At 73.7% G+C, this 18,644-nt stretch carries 20 protein-coding genes; 14 read left to right on the plus strand and 6 right to left on the minus strand.

Features of this window, described 5'->3' with window-relative positions:
• Nucleotides 1–219: 219 nt before the first annotated feature.
• Nucleotides 220–1,512 carry an Nramp family divalent metal transporter gene (locus LG396_RS15305; RefSeq protein WP_225795181.1) on the plus strand — a complete coding sequence of 431 codons (1,293 nt, stop codon included), beginning with the start codon at nucleotides 220–222 and terminating at the stop codon, nucleotides 1,510–1,512.
• Between the two features lie 115 nt (nucleotides 1,513–1,627).
• On the opposite strand, the gene LG396_RS15310 is transcribed toward LG396_RS15305, so the two are convergent.
• The gene (locus tag LG396_RS15310) at nucleotides 1,628–3,361 is read right to left on the minus strand and encodes a chitinase (RefSeq protein WP_225795182.1); all 1,734 of its coding nucleotides are present in this window, start codon (nucleotides 3,359–3,361) and stop codon (nucleotides 1,628–1,630) included.
• A 337-nt stretch (nucleotides 3,362–3,698) separates the two neighbouring features.
• Here LG396_RS15310 and LG396_RS15315 point away from each other — a divergent pair, with 337 nt between their 5' ends.
• The 7 genes from LG396_RS15315 (at nucleotide 3,699) to LG396_RS15345 (ending at nucleotide 11,173) form a co-directional block, all read left to right on the plus strand.
• Entirely contained in the window at nucleotides 3,699–4,733 is a 1,035-nt protein-coding gene (locus tag LG396_RS15315; protein ID WP_037740425.1) for a hypothetical protein, read from the plus strand.
• A 10-nt stretch (nucleotides 4,734–4,743) separates the two neighbouring features.
• Nucleotides 4,744–5,457 carry a Flp pilus assembly protein CpaB gene (gene cpaB, locus LG396_RS15320; protein ID WP_018851648.1) on the plus strand — a complete coding sequence of 238 codons (714 nt, stop codon included), beginning with the start codon at nucleotides 4,744–4,746 and terminating at the stop codon, nucleotides 5,455–5,457.
• Between the two features lie 78 nt (nucleotides 5,458–5,535).
• On the plus strand, nucleotides 5,536–7,287 hold the full coding sequence (locus LG396_RS15325) for a CpaE/TadZ family protein (RefSeq protein ID WP_225795183.1): 1,752 nt from the start codon (nucleotides 5,536–5,538) through the stop codon (nucleotides 7,285–7,287).
• Between the two features lie 2 nt (nucleotides 7,288–7,289).
• The gene (locus LG396_RS39710; protein WP_308190107.1) at nucleotides 7,290–7,985 is read left to right on the plus strand and encodes a TadE family protein; all 696 of its coding nucleotides are present in this window, start codon (nucleotides 7,290–7,292) and stop codon (nucleotides 7,983–7,985) included.
• Nucleotides 7,986–7,987: 2 nt separating this feature from the next.
• Nucleotides 7,988–9,322, plus strand: a complete 1,335-nt coding sequence (locus tag LG396_RS15335; protein ID WP_018834573.1) for a TadA family conjugal transfer-associated ATPase — start codon at nucleotides 7,988–7,990, stop codon at nucleotides 9,320–9,322.
• Complete coding sequence (locus LG396_RS15340; RefSeq protein WP_130457042.1) at nucleotides 9,322–10,257, plus strand: type II secretion system F family protein; 936 nt, start codon at nucleotides 9,322–9,324, stop codon at nucleotides 10,255–10,257. The genes LG396_RS15335 and LG396_RS15340 overlap by 1 nt, the downstream gene beginning before the upstream one ends.
• 16 nt (nucleotides 10,258–10,273) lie before the next feature.
• A complete protein-coding gene (locus tag LG396_RS15345) occupies nucleotides 10,274–11,173 on the plus strand; it encodes a DUF5936 domain-containing protein (RefSeq protein WP_225795184.1) in 900 nt (299 codons plus the stop codon).
• A 24-nt stretch (nucleotides 11,174–11,197) separates the two neighbouring features.
• Here LG396_RS15345 and LG396_RS15350 read toward each other — a convergent pair whose 3' ends face one another.
• Nucleotides 11,198–12,070 carry an LLM class flavin-dependent oxidoreductase gene (locus LG396_RS15350; protein ID WP_225795185.1) on the minus strand — a complete coding sequence of 291 codons (873 nt, stop codon included), beginning with the start codon at nucleotides 12,068–12,070 and terminating at the stop codon, nucleotides 11,198–11,200.
• Nucleotides 12,071–12,358: 288 nt separating this feature from the next.
• Here LG396_RS15350 and LG396_RS15355 point away from each other — a divergent pair, with 288 nt between their 5' ends.
• The 5 genes from LG396_RS15355 (at nucleotide 12,359) to LG396_RS15375 (ending at nucleotide 15,070) form a co-directional block, all read left to right on the plus strand.
• Nucleotides 12,359–12,565, plus strand: coding sequence for a hypothetical protein (locus LG396_RS15355; protein WP_018834569.1), 207 nt, complete (start codon nucleotides 12,359–12,361; stop codon nucleotides 12,563–12,565).
• On the plus strand, nucleotides 12,562–13,215 hold the full coding sequence (locus tag LG396_RS15360; protein WP_225795251.1) for a pilus assembly protein TadG-related protein: 654 nt from the start codon (nucleotides 12,562–12,564) through the stop codon (nucleotides 13,213–13,215). The genes LG396_RS15355 and LG396_RS15360 overlap by 4 nt, the downstream gene beginning before the upstream one ends.
• Nucleotides 13,216–13,233: 18 nt before the next feature.
• Entirely contained in the window at nucleotides 13,234–13,833 is a 600-nt protein-coding gene (locus LG396_RS15365; RefSeq protein WP_225795186.1) for a hypothetical protein, read from the plus strand.
• Between the two features lie 13 nt (nucleotides 13,834–13,846).
• Nucleotides 13,847–14,473, plus strand: coding sequence for an OmpA family protein (locus LG396_RS15370; protein ID WP_145901753.1), 627 nt, complete (start codon nucleotides 13,847–13,849; stop codon nucleotides 14,471–14,473).
• Between the two features lie 141 nt (nucleotides 14,474–14,614).
• Nucleotides 14,615–15,070: a hypothetical protein gene (locus LG396_RS15375; RefSeq protein ID WP_225795187.1), complete on the plus strand. Its 456-nt coding sequence runs from the start codon at nucleotides 14,615–14,617 to the stop codon at nucleotides 15,068–15,070.
• Nucleotides 15,071–15,079: 9 nt separating this feature from the next.
• Here LG396_RS15375 and LG396_RS15380 read toward each other — a convergent pair whose 3' ends face one another.
• From LG396_RS15380 to LG396_RS15395, 4 genes are all read right to left on the minus strand, one after another.
• A complete protein-coding gene (locus LG396_RS15380; protein ID WP_026276051.1) occupies nucleotides 15,080–15,298 on the minus strand; it encodes a DUF397 domain-containing protein in 219 nt (72 codons plus the stop codon).
• A gap of 301 nt (nucleotides 15,299–15,599) precedes the next feature.
• Nucleotides 15,600–16,088: a hypothetical protein gene (locus tag LG396_RS15385; RefSeq protein ID WP_225795188.1), complete on the minus strand. Its 489-nt coding sequence runs from the start codon at nucleotides 16,086–16,088 to the stop codon at nucleotides 15,600–15,602.
• 119 nt (nucleotides 16,089–16,207) lie between these two features.
• On the minus strand, nucleotides 16,208–17,146 hold the full coding sequence (locus LG396_RS15390; RefSeq protein ID WP_037740445.1) for a DUF1444 domain-containing protein: 939 nt from the start codon (nucleotides 17,144–17,146) through the stop codon (nucleotides 16,208–16,210).
• Between the two features lie 111 nt (nucleotides 17,147–17,257).
• Complete coding sequence (locus LG396_RS15395) at nucleotides 17,258–17,629, minus strand: DUF192 domain-containing protein (protein ID WP_225795189.1); 372 nt, start codon at nucleotides 17,627–17,629, stop codon at nucleotides 17,258–17,260.
• A gap of 243 nt (nucleotides 17,630–17,872) precedes the next feature.
• On the opposite strand from LG396_RS15395, the gene LG396_RS15400 reads away from it, so the two are divergent.
• Complete coding sequence (locus LG396_RS15400) at nucleotides 17,873–18,601, plus strand: prepilin peptidase (protein WP_100299128.1); 729 nt, start codon at nucleotides 17,873–17,875, stop codon at nucleotides 18,599–18,601.
• Nucleotides 18,602–18,644 lie beyond the last annotated feature (43 nt).

The following is an 18,644-nucleotide window of genomic DNA, read 5'->3' on the forward strand; positions in this document are numbered from 1 at the left end:
CCTGCTCCTGGATGTGGAGGGTGTGGGGTGGTGCATGGCGACGTCGTGTCGTGTGGGGCTGTGGTGCGCGTCAATGGTTCTGAACCTGGCGTGGTCAGGTCAAGAGGACGCCGGGTGCCCGCAGGTGTGTTCCGTCGCGTACGCCCTCTTGTGCGGCCCTCCGCGGATCCCTTTCAATGCCGGAGATCGCAGGGGGGACGAGCTGCGAAGGAGCCGCTCATGGCTGACCGCACCGGGCCTGCGTCCGCACCGCCGGAGATGAGAAAGGCCAAGTGGCGCTACATCGGGCCGGGAATCGTCGTCGCCGCCACCGGCGTGGGCGCCGGGGACCTGGTGGCCACGCTGCTCGCCGGCAGCAAATTCGGCTACACCCTGCTCTGGGCCGCCGTCATAGGCTGCGTCGTCAAGGTCGCCCTCGCCGAGGCCGTCGGCCGCTGGCATCTGGCCACCGGCCGCACCCTGTTCGAGGGCTGGCGCACCCTCGGCGTCTGGACCTCCGTCTACTTCGCGATCTACGTCGTCGTCTGGGGCTTCGTCTACGGCGCCACCGCGATGTCGTCCTCCGCGCTGCCGCTCGTGGCGCTCTTCCCCGACGGGCCGGACCTGAAGGTGTGGGGCATCCTCACCGGCCTGGTCGGGCTGGCCTTCGTCTGGTTCAACCGCTACGCGGTCTTCGAGAAGGTCATGACGGTCCTCGTCGGCGTCATGTTCGTGGTCGTCGTCTACGTCGCCGTCCGCGTCACCCCGAACGCCGGTGACGCCTTCGCCGGACTGTGGCCCACGCTGCCCGACGGCTCGCTGCTCTACACCCTGGGCCTGATCGGCGGCGTCGGCGGCACGATCACCATGGCCGCGTACGGCTACTGGGTCAACGCCAAGGGCTGGACCGACATCGGCTGGCTGAAGGTGATGCGGCTGGACAACCGGGTCGCGTACATCACCACCGGTATCTTCGTCGTCGCGATGCTGCTCGTCGGCGCGGAGCTGCTGCACTCCACGAACCTCTCGCTGGAGTCGGGCGACAAGGGCCTGGTCGACCTCGGCGACATCCTCCAGGAGCGGTACGGCCCGGCCACCGCGAACCTCTTCCTCGTCGGCTTCTTCGCCACCTCGTTCACCTCGCTCATCGGCGTCTGGCACGGCGTCAGCCTGCTCTTCGCGGACTTCGTGGAGAACGTGCGCGGCGGGCGCGGCGCCGGCGACGGCAGCGCGCGCGAGGTGGCCGCCGGCAGCCGCGAGCGGTCGCTGCCGTTCCGCGCGTACCTGCTGTGGCTGACGTTCCCGCCGATGGCGCTGCTCTGGCTCGACGAGCCGTTCGCCATCGTCATCACGTACGGCGTGCTCGGCGCGTTCTTCATGCCGTTTCTCGCGCTGACGCTGGTGTGGCTGCTCAACACCGACCGCACGCCGCGGCAGTGGCGCAACGGCGCACTCAGCAACTCCCTGCTGACCGTCTCCGGGCTGCTCTTCATCGTGCTGTGCGTGCAGCAGATCAGGGACCTGCCCTGGTAGCGGGGTCGGTGCCCCGGTAGGAAAAGGGCCCGCCCGCCCGGGTTGCGCCGGGCGGGCGGGCCGGGGCCGTCGGCGCGGCCGGCAGTGCGGGAGGCGGCCGGCCGCGGACGGCCGGTCAGGGCAGGGCGTGCACGTGCGGTCCCACGGCGCTGGACCAGGCGTTGCCCGCGGTGGCGTCCCAGTTGGTCGACCAGGTCATCGCGCCGCGCAGGTCGGGGTACGTCCGCGGCGGCTTGAACGAGCCGCAGTTCGTGCCGCGGGCGAGGCAGTCGAGCGCGGCGTTGACGACGGACGGCGCGGTGTAGCCGCCGCCCGCGGCGCGGGTGGACGCCGGCACGCCGAGGCCGACCTGCGAGGGCGCCAGCCCGCCTTCGAGCTGGATGCAGGCCAGGGCGGTGAGGAAGTTGACCGTGCCCTGGGCGTACACGCCGCCGTCGCAGCCGAGCATCGTGCCGCTGTTGTAGTACTGCATGTTGACGACGGTGAGGATGTCCTTGATGTTCAGCGCCGTCTTGAAGTACTCGCCGGCGGTCGACTGCATGTCGATGGTCTGCGGCGCCATCGTGATGACGAGGTCGGGGCCCGCATTCTGCGACAGCTGGCGCAGCGCCTGCGTCATGTAGGTGGAGTTGACGCCGTTCTCCAGGTCGATGTCGACCCCGTCGAATCCGTACTCCTGCATGAGCGCGTACAGGCTGTTCGCGAAGTTCACGGCCGCAGCCGCGGAGTTCACCGAGACCGTGCCCTTCTCGCCGCCGACCGAGATGATCACGGACTTGCCGGCCTGCTGCTTGGCGGCGACGTCCTGCTTGAACTCGGCGACGGTGTAGCCGCCGAGCCCGGCCGAGTCGAGGTTGAAGGCCACCGCGCCCGGCGTGGCGGTCGCGTCGGCGAAGGCGACGGCGATGATGTCGTACTGGCTGCTGACGTCGCGGATCTTCTGGACCGTCGCGCCGTTGTTGAAGTTCTGCCAGTAGCCCGTCACCGCGTGCTTCGGCACGCCGGGGCCGCCGCCGTTGTCGGGCGCGGTGGTGCCCGTGACGGCCGCGGACTTCGGCGACTCGCCGGCGGCGTTGGTCGCGGTCACCTGGAACTGGTACGCGGTCGACGGCGTCAGCCCGGTGACGGTCGCGGAGGCGCCGCTCGTGCTGAGGACCTTCGTGCCGTCGCGGTAGACGTTGTAGCCGGTCGCGCCGGTGACCGGCGACCAGCCCAGCGAGACGGAGCGGGCGGCGGTGCCGGTGACGTCGAGCGCGGTGGGCGCGGCGGGGATGGTGCCCGGGTCGCCGCCGGGGCCGGTGAGCGTGATGTCGTCGGCGTGGTAGGCGGGCTGGCCGTACCAGCCGTGGGTGTAGACCGTCACCGAGGTGGTGTTCGGCCCGGTGGTGAAGCCGGTCTTCAGCTCGGTGTACGAGGACGCCCCGGAGGTCCAGGTCGAGACGTCGGTGGTGCCGGTGCCGCTCGCGCCGAGGTAGATGTACGAACCCTGCACCCACGCGCTCAGCTGGTACGCGGAGTTGGGCTTGACGGCGACGCTCTGCGTGCAGCGGGCGTTGTCCTGCCCCGCCGGGGTGGCGCGCAGCGCCGCCGTGCCGGAGTGCACGGGGGTGGCGACGGTGGTGCCTGCGGTACCCGAGCAGGTCCAGCCGCTGAGGCCGGACTCGAAGCCGGGGTTCTGGACGAGGTTGGGCTCGGCGCTCGCGGCCAGCGGGGCGCCGAGGAGCGTGGCGATCAGGCCGCCGGCCGCGGCGACGGCGAGCCGGCGGAAGGACCTGCGGGCGAAGGGCCTGCGGGTGGTGGGGACGGCGTGAGCCGTGCGGGGCTGGCTGGGTCTGCGTGCTCGGAACACGGGGGCCTCCGTATCGGGGGAGCGCGTGAGGAGCGGGACCGTGCGGGGTAGTCGGTGGCGGGTGCGTACGGCGCAGGGATGGTGCGGCTCGGTGCAGGGTGTGCGCCGCACAACTTGGTCCAGACCAATGCGGGTGTCAAGTCTTCCCGTACGGGAGGCGCACGGGGAAGGGCCGCGTCCGCCCGGTCCCCGGCCGGCCGCCGCGCACCCCCAACCCTCTTTGCACAAAAGGTGTTTCCGCAGCCCACGTCCCGGTTATGGTGCTCAGAGCGTGTCTGAGACCGGTGGGGGGACGCCCGACGTGCCAACAGCCATCGCAGTCACCAGCCCCGACCTCGTGCTCCCCGCCCCCGGCCGGCACGGGCCGCTCGGCCGGCAGGGCCCGCCCGGCCTCCCGGGGCCCACGGTGATGGCGCTCCGCCACCCGCGGGAACAGCCCCTGGAGGAGGCGCTGGCGGAGGTGTCCGCCGTGCTGGAACAGCACGGCTTCCTTGTCGTGCTCCACCCCGCCGCCGCACCCGCAGCCGTCGTCCGCCGGCTGCACACCGTGCGGTCGGTGCTGGAGAGCGACCGGATGGCGCTGATCCCGCTGCCGTTACCGCCGCTGGCCGTCGCCGTCATCGCCCGCCAGCTGCTCCAGCTGTCCACCGCCGACCTCGGCGCCGGCGTACTGGCCACCGCCGCCCGGCTGCTCACGCACTACATCCACGCGGGCGCGGTGCTCGGCAGCGTCGCCAAGCTCGACCGGGTGCCGGTCACCCTGGGCGCGCACGCCCGCTCCTGGGTGCCCGGCGCCCAGTTCGCCGTCCTCGCCGCGCCCCGCCCCCAGCTCGTACGGATCGGCCGCGACCCCGTGCCGCCGGGGCCCGACTTCGCCACCGGGCTCGTGCACGCCTCCGGGCGGGCCGACGCGGCCTGGGTCACCGGCGAACTGGCTGCCGGCTGGCGGGTGCAGGCGATGGAGATGGCGCCGCTGCCGGCCGCGTCCGCGCCGTGGTGGGCGACGGAGAAGGTGTGCGAGTTCGCCGCCGGGATCACCGACCCGCTGGTGCTGAGCCGGCTGGTGGCGTCGGTGCAGCGGGCGCGCTGCTCGTGGTGCGGGCTGGAGATCATCGGCGACCGGTGCCTGCTGTGCGCCACCCCGGTGCCCCCGGGCCCCGCCGCCCCGTCGCCCGCGCCGCCGCGGGCGGTGCCGCAGGCCATGCCGCAGGCCGTGTCCCAGGCCGTACCGCAGTCCATGCCGCAGGCCGTGCCGCCGCAGGGCGCGCCCCCGCCCGTGGCGCAGCCGCCGCCGCAGCAGTCCGCAGCGCAGCCGCCGCACCGGCCCGCCGCCGGCGCGGCCATACCGTCACCCCCCGAGATCAACCGTTGAGGTCCCGTCGATGAACTCACGCCAGCGTCGCGGCATCATCCTCGTCCTGCTGTCGGTCCTCGTCGCACTCGGCGCCTTCGCCGGCGTGCTGGCGTTCGTCAGCGACGTGGAGTCCAAGGTCGGCGACGAGGCCACCGCGTACCGGCTCACCACCGACGTCGAGGCGTACGAGCCGCTCGGCGCCGACCAGTACGAGAAGACCACCATGCCGAAGCGCTGGCTGCCCGACACCGCGGTCACCGACCCGGACGAGCTGGCCGGGAAGGTCGCGCTTACGCCGCTGAAGGAGGGCTCGCTGCTGCAGAGCGACATGGTCAGCGGCCGCCCCGAACTGGAGCCCGGACAGCAGGAGATCGCCATCATGATCGACGCCTCCACCGGCGTCGCCGGGAAGATCACCCCGGGCGCCCGGGTCAACATCTTCGCCACCTTCGACGCCCAGGGCGACGGCGACAAGCCTGTCTCCCAGGTGATCGTCGCGGGCGCCCGCGTCATCGACGTCGGCGAGCTGACGCCGATCGAGCGCACCGGCGACGACGACCCCCGGGCCGACGAGGGCGAGGCCGTGCCCATCACCTTCGCCCTGGCCACCTCCGACGCGCAGCGCGTGGCGTACGCGGAGTCCTTCGCCACCCACGTGCGCCTCGCGCTGGTCGCCCCCGGCGAGGAGGACGCGGACATCGCCCCCGAGGACCGCACGTACACCCTCGACGAGGACCGGTGAGGGGCCGCACATGACCATCCGCATCCGGCGAGGGGCCGCCGCCCGGCCCACCTGCGCGGCGGAAGGAGGCCGGCGGCCATGACCGTACGCATCCAGCCCGTCATCGCCGACCCCGACGCCGCCCGCGCCACCGTCTCGCTGCTCCACCAGCTGCCCGACGCCGAGCCCGCCGCGCCGATCGGCGACTCCGTCGCGCTGCTCGACCACCTCGCGACGCTCGCCGGCACCGGCGTGGCCGAACTGCCCGAGGTGCTCCTCGTCCACGAGCGGATCGGGCCCGTGCCGGCGCTGGAGCTGATCCGCGACGTCGCGCTGCGCTTCCCCGCCGTCGGCACCGTCCTCGTCACCGCCGACACCTCGCCCGCCGGCTACTCCGCCGCCATGGACGCCGGCGCCCGCGGCGTCGTCGGGCTGCCGCTCGCGTACGAGGAGCTGGCCGCCCGGGTGCAGGCCGCCGCGCAGTGGAGCGGTGGCGTCCGGCGGCACCTCGGCGCCGCGACGGGGCCGGAGGCGTTCGGCGGCCCCGGCGGCACGCTGGTCACCGTCAGCGGGGCGAAGGGCGGCGTCGGCACCACGGTCGCCGCGGTGCAGCTCGCGCTCGCCGCGCGGGCCGCCGGGCGGCACGTGGCGCTGGCCGACCTGGACCTGCAGTCCGGGGACGTCGCCTCGTACCTCGACGTGCAGTTCCGCCGCTCGGTCGCGGACCTGGCGGGCATCAAGGACATCTCGCCGCGCGTGCTCCAGGACGCCGTCTTCACCCACCACACCGGCCTCGGCCTGCTGCTGGCGCCCTCGGAGGGCGAGCGGGGCGAGGACGTCGACGACCGGGCCGCGCGGCAGACGCTGAGCGCGCTGCGGTCGCGCTACGACGTGGTGGTGCTCGACTGCGGCAGCCAGGTGACCACGCCGAACGCCGCGGCCGTCGAACTCGCCGACGTCGCGCTGCTGGTGACGACGCCGGACGTGATCTCCGTACGCGGCGCGAAGCGCATGCTGCGGCTGTGGGACCGGCTGCAGATCCGCAAGGCGGAGGACACCGTCGTGCTGGTCAACCGGCTCACCAGGAACACCGAGATCCAGCCGTCGATCATCGCGCGGGCCACCGGGACGACGGTGGCGCGGACGGCGGTGCCGGCGGCGTTCAAGGAGCTGCAGCCGCTGGTGGACGCGGGGCGGCTGCAGGACCTGGAGCAGAAGTCGACGGTCCGGCAGGCGCTGTGGGCGGTGGCGGGGGAGCTGGGGCTGACGGTGGTGCCGGACCAGGCGGGTCCGGGTGCGGGAGCGGGGCCGGGCGCCGGTGCGGCCGGCGGCCCGGGGGCGCTCGGTGGCGCCGCACAGCGGGCGTTGGGCGCGGGCGCCGGTCCGGGCGCCGTCGCCGCCGGCGGCCGCGGCGCGGGGCCCGCACCGCAGGTCGCCCCGCCCGGCGCCAAGCCGGCGCTGCCGCCCGGCGCCCCGGGCGCGCCCGGGCCCGGCCGCGGGGGGCGGCGCTGGGGGGACCGGGGGCAGGTGTCGGTGGAGTTCGCCGGGATGCTGCCGCTGATCGCGCTGGTCCTCGTCGTCGTCTGGCAGTTCGTCCTCGTCGGCTACACGTACTCGCTCGCCGGCAACGCCGCGGACATGGCCGCACGCGCCGCCGCCGTCGGCGACGACCCCGCCGCCGCGGCGGAGGAGGACCTGCCGGACGCCTGGGACGCCTCGGTGTCGGTCGGCACGTCGAACGGCGTCACGACCGCCACCGTCGACCTGAAGGTGCCGGTGCTCTTCCCGGGCGGGCTGGACTTCCCGTTCACGGTCAGCGGCACCGCGGGCGCGACGGACGAGGGAGGCTGACGGTGCGCAGCACGCTCCGCGGGGCGCCGGGTCCGGCCGGGAGCCGGAAGCCGCCTGCCCGCCGCCGGCCCGCCGGCCCGCCGGCGCGGCGTGCCGCCCAGGCCGGGCGCTGCGCGCCGGAGGCGGACGCCCCGCCGGCCGGGCCGGCCTGGCGCGAGGATCCCGGGTCACGGGACCGGGTGGCTGCTGGTGCCGGGCTCCGCGCGTCGCCGGTGGCGGAGGTCTCGCCGGGCCGGCCCGGCGGCCAGGCCGGGCGCTGCGCGCAGGAGGCGGGCACCCCGCCGGCCGGCCCGGCCAGGCGACGGCACCGCTCGTCCGCCGCAGGCGCCTCCCCGGTCTCGCCGCCCCGGCGAGGGGACCGCGGGTCCGTGGCCGTCGAGTACATCGGCTTCCTGCCCGTGCTCATCTTCATCGCGCTCGCCGCCGTGCAACTCGGCCTCGCCGCCTACACCGCCTCCCAGGCCGGCACCGCCGCCCGCGCCGCCGCCCGCATGGAATCCCTGGACGACCCGCCGTCCTCCGCCGGCGCCGCCGGCGAGGCGTCGATCAGCGACTGGCTGGACGCCGGCTTCGAGGTCTCCTCCGGCAGCGGCGAGGTCACCGTCACCGCCAGCGTCGAGATCCCCTCCGTCATCCCGGGCATCGGCAACTTCGGCTCGGTGGAGCGCAGCTCGACCATGCCGCGGGGGGAGGACTGACGATGAGCCTGCGGTCCCGTATCACCACCCCCGACCACACCACCGAAGGCCACGGCGAGACCCTCGTCCCCACCTACCGCGCCAAGCTCCTGGAGGAGATCGACCTCGCCGAGATGTCGGCGCTGTCGCCCGCCGAACGCCGCGCCCGGCTGGAGCGGGTGCTCGGCCACATCCTCAGCCGCGAGGGCCCGGTCCTCTCCACCGCCGAGCGCTCGCAGCTCATCCGCCGCGTCGTGGACGAGGCGCTGGGGCTCGGCATCCTGGAACCGCTGCTGGAGGACCCGAGCGTCACCGAGATCATGGTCAACGGCCCCGACCGGATCTACGTCGAGCGCGCCGGCCGCGTCGAGCAACTGCCGCTGCGCTTCGCCTCCGACGAACAGCTGATGCAGACCATCGAACGCATCGTCTCCACCGTCAACCGCCGCGTGGACGAGTCGACCCCGATGGTCGACGCCCGCCTGCCCACCGGTGAGCGCGTCAACGTCATCATCCCGCCGCTGTCCCTCACCGGGCCGACGCTGACGATCCGCCGCTTCCCGCGCTCGTACACCCTGGCCGAGCTCATCGGCCTCGGCACCCTCGACGAGCACATGCTGCTGCTGCTCTCCGGCCTGGTCCGGGCGAAGTTCAACGTCATCGTCTCCGGCGCCACCGGCGCCGGGAAGACGACCCTGCTGAACTCGCTGTCCGGGCTGATCCCCGAGCACGAGCGCATCATCACCGTCGAGGACGCCGCCGAGCTGCAGTTGCAGCAGTCGCACGTGATCCGGCTGGAGTCGCGCCCGCCGAACGTCGAGGGCAAGGGCCGGATCACCATCCGCGACCTCGTACGCAACTCGCTGCGCATGCGCCCCGACCGCATCATCGTCGGCGAGGTCCGCGGCGGCGAGACGCTGGACATGCTGCAGGCCATGTCCACCGGCCACGACGGGTCGCTGGCCACCGTGCACGCCAACTCCGCCGAGGACGCGCTGATGCGGCTGCAGACGCTGGCGTCGATGTCCGACGTCGAGGTCCCCTTCGAGGCGCTGCGCGACCAGATCAACTCCGCCGTCGACGTGATCGTGCAGCTCGCGCGGCACACCGACGGCACCCGCAAGATCGACGAGATCGTGATGCTGTCGTCCCGCGGCCGGGAGGTCTACCAACTGGTGTCCGTCTGCCGCTTCCGCGCCCTGCCGATCAGCTCGGACCGCATCGTCCGGGGCCAGTTCGAGTTCTCGCCGCTGCCGCGGCGCACCGGCGACCGCCTCTTCTACGCCGGCGAACCCGTCCCCCCGGCGTTCGGGGTGGCGCCGTCGGAGCGGCACCTGCAGACACGGGAGGCGAGGTGATGGACCGCCAGCAGCTGTTCGCACTCGTCGTCGGCCTGGCGCTGCTCGCCGGTGCGCTCGCCGTCTGCGGCGTCGCCGTCTACGCCTCCGGCCGCGCCCGCCGCGCCGAACTGCTCGACCGGCTCTCCGACGCCGGCGACCGCCGCCCCCGGCGCCGCTTCGCGGAGGTCGACCGGCGGGTGCGGCCGACGCGGATCGGCCGGTACCTGGAGCGGCGCATCGCGACGACCGGGCTGGACGTCACACCGGGCGAATTCACGGTGTACGCGCTCGGAGGCGTCGCCGTGCTCTGGCTGCTCGCCGACGCGCTGTTCGCCGCGTTCTTCGGCCCGATCTCCGGGCTCATCGGGCTGTGGTGCGCGCACGCCTACCTCAACTGGCAGCGGCAGAAGCGCATCGAGGCGTTCATCAACCAGCTCCCCGACCTCTCCCGCATCCTCGCCAACGCCACCCAGGCCGGCCTCGCCCTGCGCACCGCACTGGGCATAGCCGCCGAGGAACTGGAGGCCCCGGCCGGCGAGGAGCTGACCAAGGTCACCGACCAGCTCGCCGTCGGCGTGGCGCTCGACGACGCCCTCGGCGACCTCGCCGAGCGGCTGCCGTCGCGCGAGCTGTCCGTGCTCGTCTCCACGTTGGTGCTCTCCAACAAGGCCGGCGGCCAGGTCGTCGGCTCCCTGCGGAACCTCACCGGCACCCTCAACGACCGCAAGGAGACCCGGCGCGAGGTGCGTACCCAGCTCTCGCAGGTCACCCTGACCGCGTACACCGTGCCCGTCATGGGCATCGGCACGCTGCTGCTGACCGACCAGGTGATGCCCGGCTCCATCGAGCGCATGGGCTCCTCGCCGCTCGGCCAGGGCGCGGTGCTGACGGCCGTCGGGCTGTACGCGCTGGCCATCCTGCTCATCCGCCGGCTCGCGAAGATCGACGTCTGAAGGGCCGGGGACTCACATGGAATACGGAACCCTGGGCCTGCTCCTCGCCGCCGCCGTGGGCCTCGCCGTCTTCGGCGTCCTCAGCGGCATCCGCGTCTACCGCGCCGAGGTCAAGCTCCCCAGCGACCTCCAGGTGGCCCTGGAGATCGGCGCCACCCGCACCACCGCCGTGGGCTCGCTGATCGACCGGCTCGGGATGCGGTTCGCGCCGCTGGTGCTGAAGCTGATGGGCCGGCGGGCGGTGGAGAACAAGCGCCGCAAGATAGACCGCGCCGGCAACCCCGGCGGCCTGACGATCGACCGCTACGCCGCCCGCCGCGCCGTCTACGCCGCCATCGGCTACGGCGGCGCGCTCACCCTGCTCTCCTCCGGCCAGTGGGCCGGCGCCCTGATGCTGGCCGCCTTCGGCTACGGCTGGGCGGAGGTCGGCATCTGGGCGGCCGTACGCAAACGGCGCGACGTCATCGAACGCACGCTGCCCGACTTCCTCGACGTCCTCGCCGTGGTCGTCAGCGCGGGGCTCGGCTTCCGGCAGGCGCTGGACCGCGTCAGCGAACGCTACTCGGGCCCCTGGGCAGACGAACTGCGCATCACCCTGCGCCAGATGGACATGGGCGTCTCGCGCCGCCAGGCGTTCGAGGAGCTGCGCCGCCGCAACGACTCCGAGCAGGTCGCCCAGTTCGTCACCGCCCTCCAGCAGGGCGAGGACCTCGGCGCGCCGATCGTGGAGACACTGATACAGATCGCCACGGACCAGCGGCGCACCGACGCCCAGAACGCGCGCCGCCGCGCGTCCCGGGCCATCCCGAAGGCGACTCTGCTGATCACGAGCCTGATGGTGCCGGCGACGATCATCCTGCTGGTGACGGCGGTGTATCTGGGGTCGGGCTCGGAGTTCGGCGTGCTGACCGAGTAGCGGAGGGGGACTGCCGTGCCGGCGCTACGACACCAGCGGACGCACCTCCTCCGCCACCCACCGCACGAAGGCCACGGGATCCGGCTCGTCGGCCGTCGGCTGGAGCACCACTGTCGTCGCCCCGGCCGCCGCCCAGCGGTCCACGGCGGCCGCGACCGCCGCCGCGTCCCCGGCGACATGCGCCTCCGCGGCGGGATCCCAGCCCATCCGGCGGGCGTCCTCGGCGAGCCGGCGCTCGGCGCCGGGGCCGGTCGCGACGAGGATCGAGGCGACGAGCGGATGCTCCCCGCCCCGCCCGGCGGCCTCCCGCCCGGCCCGTACCGCCTCGGTGGCCTCCTGCACCACCTCGGGCGAGGCACCCCCGGCGAGGATCGTCCCGTCGGCCGACTCTCCCGTCAGGCGCAGCGTCTTGGGCCCCGTACCCCCGGAGAACACCGGCGGCGCGGCGGCCGGCGGCCAGGCCAGCCCGACGCCGTCGAGCTTGACGTACCGCCCGTCGACGGTGACCTCTTCCCCGGCGAGCAGCGCGCGCAGCGCGGTCAGGTGCTCCCGCAGCAACGTCAGCGGCGAGGCGGCCCGCGCCCCGACCTGCCCCATCCACGACTGCACCCCGTGCCCCACCCCGAGCGTCACCCGTCCGGGGAACAGCCGGTGCAGGGTGGCGGCCTCCATGGCGACCAGCGCGACGTTCCGCAGCGGCACGGGCAGGATCCCGATGGCGACGTGCACGCGCTCGGTCCAGGCGAGCACGGCGGCGGCGGTGGCGACCCCGCTCTCGTAGAAGCAGTCCTCCCACACCCACAACTCGTCGATCCCGGCCTCGTCGGCGGCCCGGGCCACGGCTCGAAGCTGCTCGGGAGGGAACTGGGGGATGAACACGGTGGCAAGTCTCGTCATGCGCCGACGGTACCCGGACCGCCCGACACCACCCGGCAGGCGGACATCCCGGCGTATTCCGCTCCGCCCTCTTCGCATGCGCGAGGGGTGTGTGGGACAGTCGGCGAGCGGCCGGTTACGCTGCGCACGTGGACGCGCTGCGGCGCGGGCCGCCGCAGGTGTAAGGCGGGCGGCGAGGGGGAGGACGGAAAATGACCGTTCCTGACGCCAAGTCCGCTGTTACCCACCACAATTGGCTTTACGGACCGACGGCAACGGCCGCGTTGTCCGACTCCGGAGGTAGACCGCATGTGGAAACCCAACGACGTGCTGCTGAGGTCCCTGGCCGCCACCCAGCGGCTGCGCCGCGGCCGCGAGCGCGATCGGGGGCAGACAGCGGTGGAGTATCTGGGAATCATCGCGGTCTCCGTGGTGATCGTGCTGGTACTCATCCAATCGGGGCTGGGGGACACGATCCTCAGCAAGATCAAGGCGCAGATCGACAAGCTGCCCTGAGGTCCGATGCCGGGCAGGCATTTCCCCTCTACATCACGGCCATCGGCGGACTGCTCTTCCTGGCCGTCGCGTACTTCGCCGTAGGCCAAGCCGTGGCGCACCGCAACTACGCCCAGGGGGCGGCCGATGCCGCCGCGCTGGCCGCCGCCCACGACGCGCGCGAGCAGTTGTCGGAGGGGTTGCTGGACACGCTCCTCGACCCGGACTCGTGGGACGACCTCCTCGGAGGCGAGGGCTTCGAGTACGGGTCCGCCTGCGCCGCGGCGCAGGATTTCGCCGCCAAGAACGACGCCGACACGACGGCTTGCGACCGCGTGTACGACCCGGACGACGGTTTCACGGTGACGGTACGCAACAGGGAGGCCGTGGGCGACACGCTCGTACCGGGTACGGAGAGCAAGCGCTCCGAGGCCACGGCGACGGCAGTGCTCGAATCCCGGTGTGACCTGAAGGAGCCCGAGGGCGGCGACGAAGGCGGTGGCGGAGACGAGGACCGTGACGAGGACCGGGACGAAGACCGGGACGAAGACCGGGACGAGCCGCCGCCGTTGGAGCTCGAATGCGACGGCGGCGACTGGTCCATCGACCCCGAAGACATCGACCTCCTGCCCGACCCGGAGGACCTCTTCTCCGTACGTCTCGTCGAATGAAGCGAAGGAACCCGGCACATGAGCATGTGGCGCACGAGCAGAGCCGCCCAGGGGATCGCCGCTGCGGCGCTGGCTGTCGGCCTGGCCCTCTCCGCCGCCGGCTGCGGCAGCGGCAACGACGGGGACGGTGGCGACGACGGGAAGTCGTCCGAGTCCTCCCAGGGGCAGGACAAGAACGGCCAGGCAGGCGGAAGTCAGGACCAGGGCGAGGAGGAGGTCCCGGAGGAGCCGATCGTCGAGGTGAAGAACCAGGCGGGCGTCGTGCTCGGCGTCATGGAGATCAGGCGGGACTCCGGTGGCTTCGTCACTCTGAACGGAGAGCTGGAGAACACCGGCGAGGAGTCCTACCTGGACACGCACCTGTGGGCCGGCAGTGAGGAAGGGGTCGACAAGACCTCGCTCATGGGCGCCACGCTGGTGGACGGGGACGGGAAGAAGCGTTACTACGCTCTGCGCGACACAGACAAGCGGTGCCTGTGCACCTCCGGGCTGAGCATCCTCGATGCCGGCAAGACTGTTCCCGTCTACATACAGTTCCCCGCGCCGCCCGACGACACCACCGAGGTCGAGTTCCAACTGCCCACGTTCCCGCCTGTCACGGTCGAGATCACGGACTGAGGTGAGCACCGCGATGCCCTCCCGCACAGCCGCTGCGCTCGCCGTCGCCTCCTTCCTCGTCGCCACCCCCGGCGTCGCCCACGCGCTGCCCGCGCAGGACGACGTCCCCGTGCCGTCCTCCCCGCCCGGGACCACCACCTCCGCGCCGCCCCCCGTCGAGACCGACGCCAACGACCCCGATCTCCAGCTCGAGGACGGCGCCACCCTCGACGAGCCCAAGGTGCTGGACATCGTCTCCGTCGTCGAGACCGAGGGCGGTGAGGAGCGGCGGTCAGACTCCAACTCGACCATCACCATCGCGCTGCAGGCCGAGGTGCTCTTCCCCAAGGACAGCGCCAAGCTCACCGGCCAGGCCCGGTCCCGTATCGCCGCCATCGCCGACGAGATCGAGCAGAACGACCCCGACACCGTCCGCGTCTTCGGCTTCACCGACGACCTCGGGTCGTACGAGCACGGCGTCACCCTCTCCAAGAACCGCGCCAACGCCGTGCACCAGGAGCTGACCAACACCCTCCAGGCCGCCGACGTCACGTACGTCGTCCGCGGCTACAGCGAGGACTACCCCATCGCCGACAACGCGACCGAGGAAGGCCGCAAGCAGAACCGGCGGGTCGAGGTGAGTTTCCCCCGGGGGCAGTGACCCGGATGTCCGTCGTGCCCGGTATGCTCGCCTCGGTGCGCCTGCGTGCCGGGAGGGGGCGAGGACCGCGTGGCCTTCGTGCGACGGATGCGGCCGAGGCGTCTGATGCGGCGAATGCGACGGGTGCGGCGAATGCGGATGATGCCGTCAACGGGGCGCAAGCTGCGGGTGGTTGCCGTCGCGGCCGGTGTCGTGGTCGTGCTGGGCGGCGTGCTGTGGCTCGTCGACGACGTGTTACGGGGCCTGCCCGACGACTCCGGGCCGCGGCCCCCCGCCGCCGGGCGGTCCGCCGGCGCGTCGACCTACGCCCCCGCCGAGTTCGCCGAGCACGTCGTCGGCGTCGAGACCGAGTGGGAAGGCGGCACCGCGGTGCGCACGGTCATCTCCACCGACCTCGCCGACGACGCCCCCGGCCGCCGCATCGCCGTCGGCATCAAGGAGGCGCACCTGCGCCAACTCCTCGCGGACTGCGTCGAGAAGCTGCCCGTGGTCGTCGTCAACGACCGCGACGGCGACGAGATCCGGCACGGGGACTCCCTCGGCTTCGTCCGGCAGCGGGGCGGCGACTGCCCGGCCGGGGTGCACCGGACCTCCTGAGTGCCCCGCTCAGAACCGCCGTACCGTCCCCGGCGTACGGGTCGCGTAGACCGTGAACGCCGCCCACGCCTCCGGCGTGAACGTCAGCACCGGCCCGTCCGGCGTCTTGGAGTCCCGTACGTGCACCACCCCGGCCCCGGCGGCGACCTCCACGCACTTGGCCCCGGCCCCGCGGCTGTAGCTGCTCCTCCGCCATTCCAGGCCATCAGGGCCGTGCTCGGTGCTCATCGGTCTCCCCGCCGTATGGTCACGTACCGCGCGCCGGACCACGACGCGCCCAAGGTCGCCCATTGCGGGCGCAAGACCTCGAAACGAATGACGAGACGGCACGGCGCATAGTTCCCGCGAATCCCCTTGTTCCCGCCGCTTTCGTGCGTTCCCCCGCCGTCCTGCGCGCGGCGGCGTGCCCCGCCTGCATGTTTCGGCCCTGGCTGAAACACCTTGCCGCCGCCGCCCCGTCCCGCGGATTCTTTGGGCGGGACGGAGCGGACCCCTCTCCCGGGGGCACTTCCGGCCCGCGCCCCCGTCCTCAGCCTGCACAGGGCGGGGGCACCGGGGTCGCGCCCCGGGCGCCGGAGCCCATTGCGGTGGTAGTCGCCTCACCGCCGCCGGCCTCCCGGCCATCCGGCGACTCCTCCGCGGCAGCGGACGGAGCGGGGCGCGGCCGCCGAGGTCCGCGGCAACACGGGGTGCCGTCCGGGCCGCGGCGGACGAGGAGGCCGGCGGCCGGGTCGGGTACGGCGTCCAGCGCCGCCCGTACGCCCGGCAGCCGGCACCACGCCTCGCCGTCGCTCTCGTCCCGGAACGCGATCTCGAAGACGATCCCGCGGGAGTGGACGTGCCACTCCCATGTCGTCGCCCGGTTGCTGATCGCCGACTCGACGAGCGCGTACTCGTACGCGTCCTTCCACCGCAGTGCGGAGGAGTGCGCGTCGGACACCTCGATGGACCACCAGTCGCCCATGGCTGCTTCCTTCGACTCCAGCCGCAGTCTTCCGCCGGCTCTTCGGCCCTCCACCGTAGGCCGGGTGCCCACGAGCTTGCCAGGGGCGCTCGGGGCGCGTTGCGGGGACCCGGTCCACCGGCCGCCGGCGGTCCGCCACCGGGCAACTCCCGGGCGCCCGCCGGATGCCGGGCTCAGCCCTCGATGAGCCGCTCCAGCACGGCCTGGAACTCGCCGTCCACCATGATCTTGATGCCGTCCTCCTCCATCGCGCTGAGCCGCGTCAGCGATCCGGCGCGCCACCAGTAGACGTCCGGCGTGATCCGCCCGACGCCCTCCTCGAAGCCCGCCGCGGCGAACTGCGCGAGGGTGTTGAGGCCGGCTATCACATGCCGGTCGCGGATCGCGTGGAACGCGATCTGGTGCCGGAACGGCACCGCCACGAGCGCGCCGTCCGTGCTCAGCGCGCGGCCGGTGACCCGGGGCACCAGCTCGTCCAGCATGAGCACCAGGCTCGCCGTGAACATCGACTCGCCCATCACCACGTCGACGCGGGCGCCCTCCTCCTGCTCGATCGTCTCGTGCGCCTCGACGGGCAGAGCGCGCAGGTTGTCCAGGGCCCGCGCCCGCAGCACGGCGACGTCGCCGAAGGGTTCCAGCGAGGAGCGGGGGAGGACCATGACGCTCTCCGGGAGGTCGAGCGCGAGCACCTCGCGCAGACCCTCGGCGAGCGGACGGGCGTAGTCGAAGCCGTCCGAGCCGGCCATCTCGTCGGGCAGCAGCCGCGGGTAGAGCTGGGCGCGGAACTTCTCCGCCGGCATGGTGTCCAGCACCGAGGGGCCGTCCATGGCCCGCAGCATGATGCCGATGTGGCGGCGGGTCAGCTCGGGCCAGACGCGGGGGCCGCGGGCGTCGTTGTGGCAGACCGCCGCCAGGTTGCCCAGGCCGAACTGCCGGCCCGAGCTGTCGGTCACCGCGTCCGCGCCGACCGTCACCTCCAGCCCCTGCTCGGCGAAGGCCGCGTGCACCCCGGCGCGGAAGCGCGCGCCCTCGTCCTCGGAGAAGAACTCGAACGAGGCGTCGCGCGTGGTGTCGCGCCCGTCGCGGCGCGGCTTGCGCCCGAATATCCCCACGGTGATGCCCCCTGTACGTCCGTACGCCGTCCGTGCCGCCGCCCGGTGTGCCGGCCGCGACCACGGTCGTTTTCGATCGTAGCGAGCGCCACTGACGCACCCGCCGCCCGGTCAGTCCGCACCCGCCGCGGCCGGGCCGACGCCCAGCCGCACCCCGGGCCGTACGCCCCAGCCGGCGAACGCGCCCGCCTCCGCCTCCAGCACGTGCCGGGCCCGCAGCCGGGGGCGGCCGAGGCGGCCGGGGGGCATGGTGCGTACGGCCAGGACCGTCAGCCGGCGGTCGAGGTACGCGACGTCGATGGCGAAGCGCATGCCGAGGGTGTGCACGCCCTGGGCGGGGGTGAGGAGGAGGGCGCCGGCCAGGCCGTCGCGGCCGAGCAGGCCGCGGCTGCGGCGGGCGAAGGAGGACGCCACCTCCAGCGGCAGCGGGTCCGTGCCGCCGCCGACGGTGAGCGTGGCCGGTCCGTCGGGCCAGTTGGGCATGGCGGGCAGCTCCCGGTGGTCTCGCTACGGGCCCGGAGCCGGACTCCGGACGGTCCCCGGGGCCCCCGGATCTCCCGGCCGACGCGAACCCCGGCCCTCGGCCCCTCCCGGACCGCGGAACCTCCCGGCCCCCGTGCCTCCGGGCCGTCGGCCTCCGAGCCCCCGAAGCGGCCACCGTACCGCCGCGGCGCCGCCGCCGACCCGCCCCTGCCCCGCCCGCCGGACCGCCGTTAGGCTCACCCCGTGCTCGCCGTCCTCCTCGCCGCCCTCGCCGCCGGCTACGGTGCCGCCGCCGGGGCCCTGCTGCCCCGGGCCGCCTACCGGCTCTCCGTGGCCGCCGACGAGCCGTGGCGCGACCGCTGCCCGCAGGACCACCCGCTCCCCGGCTGGGCCGGCCCGGCGACGTGCAAGGAGTGCGGGGGGAGCCCGTACGGCCTGCGCGCCTGGCTCCCGGCCACCGCGACCGCCGCCGCCTGTGCCGCGCTCGCCGCCGCCACCGGCGCCGAGCCGGAACTCGCCGTCTGGCTGCTGCTGGCGCCGTTCGGCGTGCTGCTCTTCGCCGTCGACCGCGCGGTGCGGCGGCTTCCCGACATCCTGACGCTGCCGCTGGCGGGGGCGGCCGTGGTGCTGCTGGGGGGTGCGGCGCTCGTTGGAGGCGCGGGTTCGTGGACGCGCGCCCTCCTGGGCGGCATCGCGCTGGGGGCGGTCTACTTCCTGCTCTTCTTCATCAACCCCGCCGGCATGGGCTTCGGGGACGTGAAGCTGGCCCTCGTGCTGGGCGTCGCGCTCGGCTGGTACGGCTGGGACGTCCTGTTCACCGGCTCGTTCGCCGGTCTGCTGCTGGGCGCCGGCTACGCGGTCACCATGCTCGCCGCCCGCCGGGTCGGCCGGAAGACGGGCATCGCATTCGGCCCGTTCATGATCGTCGGAGCCTTCGCGGGGCTCGTCGTCGGTGGACTGGCGGCCGGCTGAGCGGCGCGGGCACGGGGCCGCCCGTACGCCCCGCACGCCCCCC

The sequence above is a fragment of the Streptomyces aculeolatus genome (genome assembly GCF_020400605.1).
GTDB lineage: Bacteria > Actinomycetota > Actinomycetes > Streptomycetales > Streptomycetaceae > Streptomyces > Streptomyces aculeolatus.